At 31.7% G+C, this 14374-nt stretch carries 13 protein-coding genes; 12 read left to right on the top strand and 1 reads right to left on the bottom strand.

All coding sequences use genetic code 11. The annotated features are described in order from the left end of the window. The first annotated feature begins 26 nt into the window (after positions 1 to 26). The 4 genes from BXU10_RS21460 (at position 27) to BXU10_RS21475 (ending at position 1581) form a co-directional block, all read left to right on the top strand. A complete protein-coding gene (locus BXU10_RS21460; RefSeq protein WP_078229534.1) occupies positions 27 to 407 on the top strand; it encodes a DoxX family protein in 381 nt (126 codons plus the stop codon). Between the two features lie 10 nt (positions 408 to 417). After that, on the top strand, positions 418 to 627 hold the full coding sequence (locus BXU10_RS21465) for a hypothetical protein (RefSeq protein WP_078229535.1): 210 nt from the start codon (positions 418 to 420) through the stop codon (positions 625 to 627). Between the two features lie 77 nt (positions 628 to 704). Beyond that, positions 705 to 1076: a VOC family protein gene (locus tag BXU10_RS21470; RefSeq protein WP_031454761.1), complete on the top strand. Its 372-nt coding sequence runs from the start codon at positions 705 to 707 to the stop codon at positions 1074 to 1076. A 37-nt stretch (positions 1077 to 1113) separates the two neighbouring features. Next, positions 1114 to 1581, top strand: a complete 468-nt coding sequence (locus BXU10_RS21475) for a DUF1440 domain-containing protein (RefSeq protein ID WP_078229536.1) — start codon at positions 1114 to 1116, stop codon at positions 1579 to 1581. On the opposite strand, the gene BXU10_RS21480 is transcribed toward BXU10_RS21475, so the two are convergent. Then, entirely contained in the window at positions 1570 to 2661 is a 1092-nt protein-coding gene (locus BXU10_RS21480) for a DNA topoisomerase IB (protein WP_078229537.1), read from the bottom strand. The genes BXU10_RS21475 and BXU10_RS21480 overlap by 12 nt on opposite strands. 447 nt (positions 2662 to 3108) lie before the next feature. Here BXU10_RS21480 and BXU10_RS21485 point away from each other — a divergent pair, with 447 nt between their 5' ends. From BXU10_RS21485 to BXU10_RS21520, 8 genes are all read left to right on the top strand, one after another. Next, complete coding sequence (locus tag BXU10_RS21485; RefSeq protein ID WP_078229538.1) at positions 3109 to 5379, top strand: glycosyltransferase; 2271 nt, start codon at positions 3109 to 3111, stop codon at positions 5377 to 5379. A gap of 240 nt (positions 5380 to 5619) precedes the next feature. Beyond that, positions 5620 to 6378 carry an ABC transporter permease gene (locus BXU10_RS21490; protein ID WP_078229539.1) on the top strand — a complete coding sequence of 253 codons (759 nt, stop codon included), beginning with the start codon at positions 5620 to 5622 and terminating at the stop codon, positions 6376 to 6378. Position 6379: 1 nt separating this feature from the next. Beyond that, the gene (locus BXU10_RS21495) at positions 6380 to 7159 is read left to right on the top strand and encodes an ABC transporter ATP-binding protein (RefSeq protein ID WP_078229540.1); all 780 of its coding nucleotides are present in this window, start codon (positions 6380 to 6382) and stop codon (positions 7157 to 7159) included. Between the two features lie 17 nt (positions 7160 to 7176). Further along, positions 7177 to 7998 carry an MlaD family protein gene (locus BXU10_RS21500; protein ID WP_078229541.1) on the top strand — a complete coding sequence of 274 codons (822 nt, stop codon included), beginning with the start codon at positions 7177 to 7179 and terminating at the stop codon, positions 7996 to 7998. 75 nt (positions 7999 to 8073) lie between these two features. Next, entirely contained in the window at positions 8074 to 10878 is a 2805-nt protein-coding gene (locus tag BXU10_RS21505; protein WP_078229542.1) for an AsmA family protein, read from the top strand. 52 nt (positions 10879 to 10930) lie between these two features. After that, positions 10931 to 12130 (top strand): FAD-binding oxidoreductase, encoded by a 1200-nt coding sequence (locus tag BXU10_RS21510; RefSeq protein ID WP_078229543.1) that lies wholly within the window; start codon positions 10931 to 10933, stop codon positions 12128 to 12130. A gap of 192 nt (positions 12131 to 12322) precedes the next feature. Further along, positions 12323 to 12682, top strand: a complete 360-nt coding sequence (locus BXU10_RS21515) for a hypothetical protein (RefSeq protein WP_078229544.1) — start codon at positions 12323 to 12325, stop codon at positions 12680 to 12682. A gap of 309 nt (positions 12683 to 12991) precedes the next feature. Next, on the top strand, positions 12992 to 14203 hold the full coding sequence (locus BXU10_RS21520) for a T9SS type A sorting domain-containing protein (RefSeq protein WP_123922077.1): 1212 nt from the start codon (positions 12992 to 12994) through the stop codon (positions 14201 to 14203). The last annotated feature ends 171 nt before the right edge of the window (positions 14204 to 14374 follow it).

Genomic DNA, 14374 nt, shown 5'->3' on the forward strand with positions numbered 1-14374 from the left:
AACTGATAACCATTAAAAACTATTTCATGAAAAAAGCTAAAATTATTTTTTGGACCACAACAATTCTTATTTTTCTATTTGAAGGCGTTATGCCTGCCTTGACATCACAATCAGAAATGGCTAAAGAAGGAATCAGACATTTGGGCTATCCGGAATATTTTGGAAATGCATTAGTTGTTTTCAAAATTTTAGGTGTTCTGGCATTAATCATTCCGCAAGTTCCCGGGAATGTAAAAGAGTTGGCTTATGCAGGTTTTGGCTTCGATTTTATCTTTGCTTCCATGAGTCATTTTGTGGTTGACGGAGTTACTTTTGATGGCTTTTTTCCGCTGATTGTCCTGGTGATTTTAGCAATATCCTATGTCTATTATCATAAAATAAGCCGGTATAAAAGCAACGCTTTATAAGCCATAAATCATGGTAGAAGTTTTCAAAACAAATATTCAGGAAGCCGAGCAATGCAATATAATTATTGGGGAGCTTCTTGAATATTTTCCAAACAGCACTATCAACTTTGATCTTGAGGATTGTGATAAGATTTTGCGGATCCATGCTTCATCTATTTCCAATCATAAAATAATTGAACTTTTAAATTCGCATGGTTTTTATTGTGAAGTACTCTTATAAACCCGTAATAAGCTGATTTACAAAATATAAAATAAAAATTGTAATTTTAAGAATACTAATTTTTAAAATATTACAAAATGAATATACCGGCAGAACATCAGACAATAATGCCTTATTTAATTTTACAAGGGGCTTCCAAATTTATCGATTTTACAAAAATTGTTTTTGGTGCAACTGAAACCAATACTAAATCACTTCGGGAAGACGGAACTATTATGCATGCCGAAATTACGCTAAACGGAAGTACAATAATGGTAACTGATGAAATTACAGATTGGGCAAAACAAACCGCAAATTTATTCGTATATGTTCCAAATGCAGATGAAACGTATAAAAAAGCATTAGAAAACGGTGCTGTTTCTTTAATGAAACTGAGCGATCAGGATTACGGCAGAACTTGCGGTGTAACAGATCCGTTTGGGAATGTGTGGTGGATTACATCAGTATAATTCATTGGATTTTTAAAATCTGTAAAATAAAATTTATATGAAATCAAAAACCGAAACTATTTTTTTGTCGGGTTTAATTGCAGGTACTTTAGATGTTACTGCTGCAATTGTGGTTTATGCATTTATATTTCAAAAAACAACGGCAATAAAACTCCTTCAGTCTATCGCAAGTGGTATCTTTAAAAAAGAAGCATACGAAGGCGGCTCAAAAATGGCTTGGTACGGACTCGGTTTGCACTTCTTAATAGCCATGACTTTTGCATGGTTTTATTTTGTAATTTATCCTTATTTGCCGTTTTTAAAAAGGAACACTTTAATTTCGGGATTGCTTTACGGATTTTTTGTCTGGATTGTGATGAATCTTATTGTTTTGCCAATTGCATTTCCGGCATTGCCAGAGAAACATTTGGATTTTCCTTTAATCATATCAATTTTAATTCTGATGTTCTGCATCGGACTTCCTATTGCATTTATAACACGAAAATATTATTCTTCAAATAGATAATTCAGGCTGATAATCCTGAATTAATTCTAAAAATGCTCTTTCTGTATGTGAAAAGTATTGTTCATTACTGCGGCAACTTTTAACCTTTTCAAAATACTGTTTAATCGATCCGTCTTCATATGTCGACACTACCAAAGGATGTACATAATAACTTCGACAAACAGTTCTTGTGTTTCCTAAAGCCTCTGCTGTAGCATCATAGGCCGTAAGAATATTTTTTTTAATTTCTTTTTCATCTTCGGCAATACCTAATTCCATTAAGGTTTCGAAGAAAATCACAGATGCAGACCAGGTCCTGAAATCTTTGGCACTAAAATATTCGCCTGATATTTCATGCAGATATACATTGACCATATGGCTATCAAGGATTCTTCGCTCCCCATTCTCATCATAATATTTAAAAACTTCCCAACCTGGAATCTCCTCGCATTTACTGACTAGTTTAATCAGTTTTTTATTCCTGATCGTAATTGAATGCTGTTTTCCTTTTTTTCCTATAAATTCAAAACGTATTGCATCTTTATTGATATTAATATGCCTTTTTCTTAAAGTAGAAAGTCCGTACGATTTATTGTCTTTGGCGTATTTTTCATTTCCTATCCTGATATGGGTTTCCTCCATTAAACGAATTACTAGTGCTACAACCTTATTTTTAGACCACTCTTTTTTTTCTAAATCGGCATCTACTTGTTTTCTTATAGCAGGTAATCTTGTGCCAAAATCTGCTATTTTATAAAACTTGGTCTGGTTTCTAATTAAATTCCATCTTGGATGATACCGATATTGCTTTCTGTTTTTTTGATCTAAACCAACAGCCTGAAGATGTCCGTTTGATAATTCTGAAATCCTTACATTTTCCCAGGCAGGTGGAAGCACCAAACTATTAATCCGTTTTAATTCGTTTTTTTGCTTAATAGATCTACCATTTTTTTTATAAACAAAAGTATCTCCTTCTTTACATCTTTCTATAGGCATCGATTTATCACTTATATAAACCAGATCTAACTTCTCTATAGCCAATTCAGGTTTAGTAATTAAAAGGGTCATCAATTTTTCCTGAGATTTTATATTTGCTTTCATAACATTTTTATATTAAATAAGAAACTTTGCATTTTCTATCACTCTTCTTCTAATTTTAAGTACCTTACAGAGATTAAAGATTTTATCCTCAAAAAAGCTTCTTAAGTCTCTCAAATTTTATTGATTAAAATGATTTGTTTTAATTCTAATTTAATTTTTTATTGACTATAAAAGTTCATTTAACCCACTGATTCTATTATATAATTCCCACATTAAATCTTTTGAGTTAATTTTTTAGCCGATTGGATTAATTATAGGCTTATTTGTAGAATAATTTTATAGAAAATATTTTTAAAAGAAGAAATTAGCTACGAAATATTGAACTTAAAAAGAAATCCAAATGGAAGTTTAGCAAAACATTTGACAAATTTATTAAGTATTTAAAATAGTAAAATTCTCTCTGTATAAACCAAAATGATTCATTAAACGAACTAAAAAATAATTCCTATGAAAACGATACAAGCTAAATCAAAGATAATTTTTATGTCTACTTTTCCACCTACACAATGTGGAATAGCTACTTACACGCAGGATACCATAAAAGGAATTAATGATGTTTACGGAAATTCAATTACCTGTGAAATTTGTGAGCTGGTAAAATCTCCTTTAGAAAAGCCAACTCAGGCCTATACATTAAATACTAAAAAAAGAGAAGATTATACACGTGTTGCAAATGAAATCAACAATGATGATGCTGTAAAATTGATTCATATTCAACATGAGTTTGGATTATTTGATGGTAATTATGGAGATCATTTATTAGATTTTCTAAATGTGATAAAAAAGCCGGTAACATTTACTTTTCACAGTGTAATTCAAAATCCAAATAGTGAATTAAAGACTTTTGTAAAGCTATTGCTTTCTTACAGTAATTCAGTTTTTGTAATGACAAGAAAATCTCAGGAAATTCTGATAAAAGATTATGACATTCAAAAGGAAATTATTACTTGTGTACCGCATGGAACCCATATTGTAATTTATGAAAAACCGGAAGAAGCCAAAGCAAAATTTGATTTGCAGGACAGAATGGTTTTGTCAACTTTCGGGCTTTTAGGTGAAGGTAAAAGTATTGAAACCGGTTTACACGCATTACCGAAAATCATCAAAAACCATCCAAATGTTTTATATCTTGTCATTGGAAGAACACATCCAAATTTGATTGAAGAAGGTGTAGATGCATATCGTGATAAACTGGAAGGTATTGTAAAGGATTTAAATCTGGAAAAAAATGTTCGATTTATAAATCAATATTTAGATACCAACGAACTTTTAAACTATCTAAAAGCTACTGATGTTTACATGTTTACTTCAAAAGATCCTAATCAGGCTGTAAGCGGCACTTTTGCTTATGCAATGAGTTGTGCATGTCCTCTGGTGGCATCAAAAATTCCTCATACTGTAGAAGTTTTAACTTCTGATTGCGGAATATTAGTTGATATTGGAAATAGTGATCAATTTGCAGAAGCTGCTATAAAATTGCTTTCTGATGATAGCCTGAGAGAAGAAATGGGTATTAATGCTTTCCGTAAAACCAGAGCTTCATCTTGGGAAAATGTTGCCATAAAACATATGGAAACCTATAAAAACCTAATGGTTAACCCATCAGAAATTGAATTTAACTACCCTTCTATTGAATTGTCTCATGTTAAAAAAATGACAACCGATTTAGGAATTATTCAGTTTAGTAAAATTTCTGTTCCTGATTTATCAACAGGTTATACTTTAGATGACAACGCCAGAGCATTGGTGGCACTTTGCATGCATTATAAATTGACAAACGACAAAGCCGATTTACCTTATATACTAATTTATCTTGATTTTATCATCCGCTGTCAAAATCCGGAAGGAGATTTTACAAACTATATAGATCAATATAATAGGGAGCATATGGAGCAAAATGCAGAGGTAAATCTGGAAGATTCTAATGCAAGAGGTGTATGGGCTCTGGGAAGTTTGATTTCAATAAAAGATATTTTACCCGAAGGAATCGTTCAAAAAGCTTCAACTAGCTTTTTAAACAGTTTAAAATGGGCTGAAACCATTCAGTCTCCCCGTTCAATTGGTTTTGCTACTAAAGGACTTTACCTGTACAACAGCACAATTCCAAATTTATATGTATCTGCAATTATAAATAAACTGAATTCAAAATTGGTTTCCAATTACGAAATTCATGCAACAAAAGACTGGAAATGGTTTGAAAATTATCTGACATACGGAAACGGTATTTTACCAGAATCAATGTTATTTGCTTATCTGGTTACAAACAAACCTATTTATAAAAAAATAGCATTAGAATCGCTTGAATTTTTACTTTCAAAAATGTTTACTAAAAAAGGTTTCAAAGTAATTTCAAATAATGGCTGGTATCATAAAGATTCTCAACCACAGGAGTATGGCGAGCAGCCTATTGATGTTTCTTACATTATTCAGACTTTAAACTCTTTCTACACAGCTTTTAAAAATCCGTTGCATAAAGAATATATGAAGACAGCCTTTAATTGGTTTTTAGGAAAAAATCATTTAAATCAAATTATGTACAATCCTATAAGCGGAGGCGGTTATGATGGTCTTGAAAAAGAAAATGTAAACCTAAACCAGGGAGCTGAATCGACAGTTTGTTTCTTAACTGCGCGCTTATTGATGGAGAATTTTAAGGAATCTGAATCCCGGGTAATTGATTTGATCAAAACAAAGGCAGATCTGATTATCAATTCATAAAAACTAAAACATTGTAAACCAATCCCTTTTTTAACGAAAAGGGATTTTTTTGTTAAGCAAATTGTGCAACGGTATTTTAATGTAAATAGTATACGGAATGAAAATTATATAAGGTTAGTTAAAAGTTGTGTAAAGAATTTTAACAAGTATAGAGGTAACTTTCATCTATAATAAAAAGAGAAGCCAAAATTGTTAAAAAACTGATTTTCAGCTTATACACAACTTTAAACACGAAACATTTTGATACTCACCTTAAAAAATACATTCGAAGAAATCGGAAATGCAACTGTATTTGCAACGAGGTTTTTTAGAGAGGTTTTTGTACCTCCTTATGAAACCAGACAATTTCTGAAACAATGTTATGTTATGGGCTATAAATCCTTACCACTGGTAGCTATAACAGGTTTTATCATGGGTTTGGTACTTACCTTACAATCAAGGCCAACGTTAGTAAAATTTGGTGCAGAATCCTGGCTTCCGGGAATGGTGGCGCTTTCTTTAATTCGTGAAATTGCTCCGGTCATTACTGCTTTGATCTGTGCAGGAAAAATATCATCCGGAATAGGTGCCGAATTAGGCTCGATGAAAGTAACAGAACAAATAGATGCCATGGAAGTTTCGGCTATTAATCCTTACAATTATTTAGTGGTGACCCGAATCCTAGCTACCACTTTAATGGTTCCGATTCTGGTATTTTTTGCCGATGCTGTTGGAATTTTCGGTGGATATGTGGGTATAAATATTCATGGAGATGTTAGCTTTTACAGATACATCACCAAAATATTCCAATCACTTGAGTTCCTGGATTTGATTCCGGCGACAATCAAAACTTTTTTCTTTGGATTTTTTATTGGAATGATTGGATGCTACAAAGGTTTTAATGCCACAAACGGTACAGAAAGTGTGGGCAAAGCAGCGAATTCTGCTGTAGTCACCGCTTCTTTAAGCATTTTTATTATAGACATGTTAGCTGTTCAAGTAACCGATTTATTTTTTTAAGATGATAAAAGAAGAAAATATAACAACTGAGGCGACTAATACAGACAATAAACAAGCCATTATAGAAATCAAAGATTTGCACAAAACTTTTGGAAAAAATAATCATGTTCTAAAAGGGGTAGATTTTGTTGTTTATAAAGGCGAGGATTTAGTTGTTTTAGGACGTTCCGGTTCAGGAAAATCAGTGACGATAAAATGTATCGTAGGTTTAATACAACCTGATAAAGGTGAAATAAATGTATTTGGCGAAAACATTTTAGAGCTTCCAAAAGCAGAATTGAACGAAATGAGAGTCAAAATTGGTTTTTTATTTCAAAGTGGTGCTTTGTACGATTCCATGACCGTAAGAGAAAATCTGGCTTTTACACTAAGAAAACACAAACGTGACTTAAAACCTGAGGAAGTAGAGAAAGAAGTTATTGAAGCACTTGATAATGTAGGTTTAAGTGAGGCAATCGATAAAATGCCTTCAGAATTATCCGGAGGAATGCGCAAAAGAATTGGACTTGCCCGTACCTTGATTTTAAAGCCCGAAATCATTTTGTATGATGAACCCACAACGGGTCTGGATACGATAACATCAAGAGAAATAAGTGAATTGATACTGGATATCAAACACAAACGTAAAACAACTTCTATCATTATTACACATGATATGGCCTGTGCAAAATTGACTGCAGATCGTATAATTGTATTAAAAGAAGGTAAAATTCAGGCAGAAGGAACTTACGAAGAATTAGAAAAAAGTGAAGATGAATGGGTACGCTCATTCTTTGAATAAAATATAAAATCAAAATCATGGAGAAGCAATCTGGATATACTTGGAAATTAGGGATATTTGTAACAATAGGTGTGCTGATTTTTATACTGGCGGTCTATTTTATCGGAAAACAAAAAAATCTTTTTGGTTCTACCTTCCGCATTACATCAAGTTTTAAAACAGTGAGTGGTTTAGAAATTGGTAATAACGTAAGATTCTCCGGTATCAACATTGGTACTATAGATGAAATTCAGCTGGTAAACGATTCTACTGTTGTAGTGGGAATGATAATTAAAGATGATGTTCGCGAATTTATTAAAACAGATGCCAAAGCCAGTATTGGTTCTGATGGTTTAATGGGTGATAAAGTATTGACCATCACACCTGGCGTCAAATCGCAAAAAATAGTTGAAAATAATGCACAAATTGCCTCATTAAGTGCAATAGAAATGAACGACATCATGAAAACTGTTAAAAAGAGCATGGATAATGTAAGCGTAATCTCTGAAGAATTGGCTATTTTCAGTCATAGCATGAACAATGGAAATGGTGCTTTGGCAAAACTAATGCGCGATCCGGGAATGGCCAATGCTATGGATAAAACACTTAGCAACCTGGAAAAAGGAACTAAAGGTTTTAGCGAAAACATGGAAGCAGCTAAAAGTAATTTCCTTCTGAAAGGTTATTTTAAGAAAAAAGAAAAAGAGAAAGAAGAGAAGTTGGAAGAAGCGAAAGAAAAAAAGGAAGAACAACTTGAAAAAGAAAAAGAAAAAGAGGAAAAATTAAAAGAAGAAAAGAAAAAAGCAGAGGAGCAAGCAAAAAAGGCTGAAGAAGCCAAAAAAGAAAAAGATAAAAAATAAATGATTTAAACTCTACTTCTTATGAAGATCAAGCTTCAATAATTTTTCACCCAGCAGTGAATAAAAAATTTTTATATGCAAAGTAAATTGAAACATATAAGCCTTAAAATTGCCAAAATTTCAGGAATAGTAATAGCATCAGTTTTGCTGTTACTATTTTTGATTCCGTTACTTTTTCCCGGAAAAGTAGCTTCTGAAGTTAAAAAAATTGCTAACGAAAGACTTGACAGCAAAATAGAATTTTCAAGATCCAGATTTTCTTTTTTTACACATTTTCCATCATTGACAGTCTCCCTCGATGACGTTACACTTACCGGATCAACACCTTTTAAAAAGGATACTTTATTAAAAGCAGAACAGGTTGCTTTTGGAATAAATATTAAAAGATTATTATTTGATAATGAATTAAAAATCAACAAACTATATGTTTCAAAAGCAGATATAAATTTAATGGTAAATCAAAAAGGGCAGGCCAATTATAATATTTACATCGCCCCAAAGGACATTAAAAAAGATACCAGCACTACCGAAGAAGGAACCGCAATTCGGTTGGAACGCATTGATTTAAAAGACTGTCATGTAAGATACAATGATCGTTCGGCTAAAATACTGATAGATGCAAAAGGCTTTAACTACATTGGAAAAGGAAATTTAAGTGAAGATATTTTCGACTTGAATACTGATGCCAAAATTGATAACATTGACTTTTATTATGACAGAACTGCGTATCTTAGAAAAAAAGAACTGCGTGCTGATTTAATTACCCGAATCAACACACATGCGCTTTCTTTTATTCTTCAAAAAAATGAATTAAAGATCAACAAATTACCTTTAGAATTTACAGGATTATTTACCATTTTAAGAGACGGATATAAAATCAATATCAACGCAGCATCAAAAAATACAACTGTAAAAGATTTGTTCTCGGTTATGCCTCCGGAATATTTAACATGGCTTGAAGAGACAGAAATTTCAGGTAAAAGTGATTTACTTTTTACTTTTAAAGGAAATTATAATGTCGCCAAAAAGCAAAAACCGGATCTTGCTTTTAATTTGAAAATTAATGAAGGAGCCATTAATTATCAGAATGCTCCTGCCCCATTAACGGATTTTCAAATGAATCTGAATGCTATTATGCCTTCACTTGAAATTGAAAAACTTTTAATCAATTTAAAAACTTTCAAATTTAAAGTTGGCGAAAAAGATTATTTCACAGCTTATTTACGAAGCAAAGGTTTTAACGAAATGAATGTAGATGCGAGTGTAAAAGGAGCATTAGATCTCGCTACACTTGATGCTGCTTTGGGGTTATATTCCCTCGATTTAAAAGGAATCCTGAGAACTGATATTCAGGCAAAGGGTACTTTTAGTGCTTCAAAAAAATTATTTCCTAAAACAAGAGGCGGAATAGCATTACACAACGGCTGGATAAAAACGGATTCCTATCCAAACCCTGTTACTAACATTACTTTTGTAGCCAATGTACTTAACAAAGCCGGTACTTATAAGGATCTGATTGTAGCTATTGCACCTGCTTCTTTTGTTTTTGAAGGAAATCCAGTGTATGTAAATGCTGCACTTTCTGACTTTAATGATCTGGCATATAATGCAAAAGTAAAAGGTGAACTTAATGTGGGCAACATTTATAAAGTATTTGCCAGAAAAGGAATGAACGTTACAGGTTATGCAAAAGCGGATCTTTCGCTTCAGGGAAAACAAAGTTACGCTACATCCGGTCAGTATGACAAATTAAATAACAGGGGCACTATTTTATTAAAAAATATCAAAACAACATCAGAACTTTTTCCAAAAGCATTTTTTATCAAACAGGGAAACTTCAGATTTCAAAACGAAAAAATGTGGTTTGAAAAATTTTATGCCTCTTATGGAAAATCCGATTTCGACATCAACGGTTATCTGATAAATACAATCAATTATTTTTTAGAATCTAATGGAACTTTGAGCGGAAATTTCAATATGAAATCCAAACTTATAAATATTGACGAATTTATGGCGCTTGGAAAAGGCGAAAACAAAGATCGGAATTTAGAAGTTGCCTACGCAAAAGAAGATCATCCTAAATTAAGCGGAGTAGTAATTGTACCAAAAAACTTAAATGTAAACCTTACTGCAAATGCTGATAAAATTGAATACAATGGGCTTGTTTTTAATAAACTTAATGGAAAAACCGGTATTTCTAAAGGAAATTTTTATTTAGAAAATGCTGTATTCAATATTATTGACTGTGCCTTGGTTGTTGATGCTTCCTATAATGATGAATCGCCTACAGCAGCACGTTTTGATGCTCATTTTAAAGCAAAAGATTTTAGCGTTCAAAGAGCCTACAAAGAAATTCCGATGTTTCATGATATGGTCACCGCTGCAGAAAAAGCAGAAGGAATTATCTCTGTGGATTATAAAATTAAAGGTGATTTAAATGGAAACATGAGTCCTATTTATGAGTCTTTTGAAGGAATGGGTACTATAAATTTACGCGATGTAAAAATTAAAGGCCTCAAATTATTTGACGGAATCAGTTCAAAAACGGGACAGGATGGATTGAATAACCCTGATATACAAGGCATTGAAATCAAATCAAGAATTGATAATAACCTCATCCACATTACTCCTTTTACTTTTAGCGTGGCGAGTTTTAAACCCACAATAAAAGGAACGACCAGTTTCGATGGGCTTTTAGATCTTAGAATGCGTTTAGGGCTTCCTCCTTTTGGAATTGTTGGTTTTCCAATTACCATTACGGGTACTCATGAGAATCCTAAAATAAAAATATTCAGTAAAACCGGAAAAGAAATACTAGATGCTGTCTACAATGAAAAAAGCAATAAAGTAGTCAGGAAAGAAAAAGTTAAGGCAAAATAAAAACATCAACGAAAAGATATTTATATAAAATCGTTGTCAAACCTACTAAAACATGAAATTACGTTCAACAGAAAGTTTCTGGCCCCTAAAACATGCGATGGATACGAGTTATCCATCCATAGATTCAGATATAAACACGCAAATTTTAATTATTGGAGGTGGAATTACCGGAGCATTAATCGCTTATAAACTTATTAATGAAGGAAAAAAGGTGGTACTTGTCGACCGACGTGATATAGCTAATGGCAGTACTGCAGCAAGTACTGCCTTGCTTCAATATGAAATTGATGTTCCTCTGCATGAGCTAATAAACTTAAGAGGTTTAGAATGTGCCGTTGACAGTTATAAAAACGGAAAAAAAGCAATTTTCGATTTAAGAAGCATTATTGATGATATAAAGAGTGACTGCCAATTTGAATTTAAAAAGAGTATTTATTTTTGTTCTTTTAAAAAAGACCTTCCTTTTCTAAAAAATGAATTTATTGCAAGAAAAAAGTATGGCTTTGATGTAAATTGGCTAGAAAGATGGGATTTGGAAAAATTTGGATTAAATGCTATCGCAGCTATCGAATCTAATACTGCGGCTGTTCTGGATCCGTACAGGTTTGCGCAGGATTTATTTGTTTATTGCAGAGAAAACGGAATGAAAATTTTTGATCGTACCAATATAACTTCAACCAAAGATTTAAACGGTAAGATGATTGCACAGACCGAAAATAAATATAATATTGTTGCTGATCATATCATACATTGCAGCGGTTACGAAAGCACCGAAACACTTACAGAAAAAGTCGTAAATCTAAAAAGTACGTATGTTATAGCATCTGAAAGCATTCCTAATTTATCAAGTATATTTAAAAATGCTGTTTTTTGGGATACTTCTAAACCTTATTTATACTTTAGGTCGACTACTGACAATCGAATAATAATGGGCGGTGGCGATGAAGATTTTAAAGACCCAAAAAAGCGAGACAAATTTCTACCAAAAAAGGAGAAGTTTCTTTTAAATAAATTTCAAAAAAAGTTTCCCAGAATCAATTTCAAGATAGATTACTCCTGGGCTGGAACATTTGGCGAAACTAAAGACGGTCTGCCTTATTTTGGGAAACCGGATCCGGGTAAAAACGAACACTATATTTTGGGATTTGGCGGTAACGGCATCACTTTTAGCATAATGGCAATGAATTCGATTATGGATTCTATCAACAAAAAAAAGCATCCCGATTTAGAATATTATCGGTTTGGAAGGTAATTTTATCCGTTTAAATCTCAATTCCTACAAATTGGATTATCAAAATGTCGTTTCATTATTTATAACAAAAAAATATTTTTGAAAAAAATGAAAAAAATCACTACAATCTATCTAATTGTAGTTTAATTGTAGTTTTTTTATTAGATATTTAAAATAAACTTGCTGTTATTGAACCATTTTTGTCTACAGATTATGATAAAAAAAATATTAATCCTTCATTTCTTTTTAAATTCACTTTTAAGTTTTTCACAAAACGCAAATGAAAATTTAACAACGTTTATAAAAAATTCAGAAAAAGTTATAATTACTAGTCACGAAGATTTTGAGCTGAATATCCAAAAGCCTGGATACAGTAAAACAAAAATCAGACCTCTATTAAAAAATGAGAAACCTAACAGGAAAATAATAAAAGAACAAATTCAATTAAATTCGAAATTAAAGGGAGAACTAATTGAAATTATTTCAAAACAAAAAAAAGACAGTTTAATATACGATGGTCATTATTGTTTTGAGCCACATCATACCATATTCATTTATATAGAAAAAAGATGATCATACATTGACTTATGTTTTGGATGCGACCATTATTCATGTTTTAAATACCTAAAAATCAATTAATAAGAATTTTTAGTAACTCATAAAGATGGGCTAAAATTGGAAACATTATTCAGAAATCAAAACTTAAACTATAAAATGCGAAAGATAAAATAACGGCAACGGATTTAGGCAATAGGCTTAATGGGAAATTGGTTTTGTATTTGAGAGATTTGGCAAATCCGAAAATAGAGCTTAATTTAGCTACAAATTACGTCTAACACCAAGACGTTGGCTGAAAATTACACCATAAACACAAAAAAAAGTATGACAAAAAAATTATCTTATGTATTTCTATTAACAGTAAGCTTATATAGCTATTCACAGAATTTATTAGTAACAAAAAGAGATTATAGCAATTCCCCGACCTATGTTCACTCCCTTCAAAAATTAAATTCATCAAATGGAACTGTTTTAAATAATGAAAATTTTACAACAAGTTTTCCTAGCAGTTATTCTCCCGAAAGTTTAACATTTAATGCTCAAACAAATGAACTATTTGGTCTCTCGGATGTTATCATTACTAAAAAAAATATCCTCACCAATAGTGAAGCCTCTTTTACATTACCAACAGCAACAGCAACAGATTATGGAGGAATAATAATGGCAAACAATCGATTATTTGTAACTAAAAGGGATTATTCAAACTCGCCTACTTACATTCATTCGTTACAAGAAATCAATCAAACCAATGGAAATGTAATAAGTACATATACTTTAAACTCAAGCATTCCTTCACTTTACAATCGTGATTTATCATTTTCAAGTTCCACAAATGAAATATATGGCTTGTCCAGAAATATTATTTATAAGTACAACATCCTAACCAGTTCAGAAACTACTTTAACATTACCAATAGATGCAAATACTGAATATACAGATATGATTATTGCAGAAAACAGGCTTTTTGTGGTAAAGAGAGATTATAGTGTAAACCCTCAAGTCCACACGTTATTAGAGCTAAATACAACTAATGCATCCGTTATCAACAGTCGTGTTTTCGCAACAAATTTAATAAACTATGGTAAAATTGAAAGTTTAACATTCTTAGCAGACAGTCACGAAATTTGTGGAATTATAAAAAATCAAGTAACATTTGTAGATTATAAAATTGTAAAATATGATTTCATTAATAATACCGAAAGCAGTTTTGATATAACTGCTCAAGCATCTACTGATTTTGGAGAAATTATTTCAACCACAACAGAACAAAATCTATCTGTAAAAGAAATTAATCAAAATATAAGTTTAAAAATATATCCAAATCCTACAAGCAATTTCATAACAGTACAGAACGATAAAAATTCAGAAGCAAATTTTGAATATAAAATTGTTGACATAACGGGCAGATCTGTTAAAAAAGGTAAATCTAAATTTAATGAACAAATAAATATTGAGAGTTTAACAAAAGGGAATTATATCATTCAAATAGAAACTGAAAACAGAGAAAAAACAAACGAAAAACTGATTAAAAATTAAATATTCTGACAACAGCTACAGCGGATTTGGGCAATAGGCTTAATAGAAAATTGGTTTTGTATTTGAGATGACTTGCCTGGCCTGTTTGTTACCTAATATTTTCGACCAAAATTGTGCAAAAAATAAAAAAAGAATAAAATAACGTTTAACGGCTAATTAAAACCCACAGCC

The sequence above is a fragment of the Flavobacterium sp. LM4 genome, assembly GCF_002017935.1.
In the GTDB taxonomy this organism is placed as follows: Bacteria; Bacteroidota; Bacteroidia; order Flavobacteriales; family Flavobacteriaceae; genus Flavobacterium; species Flavobacterium chungangense.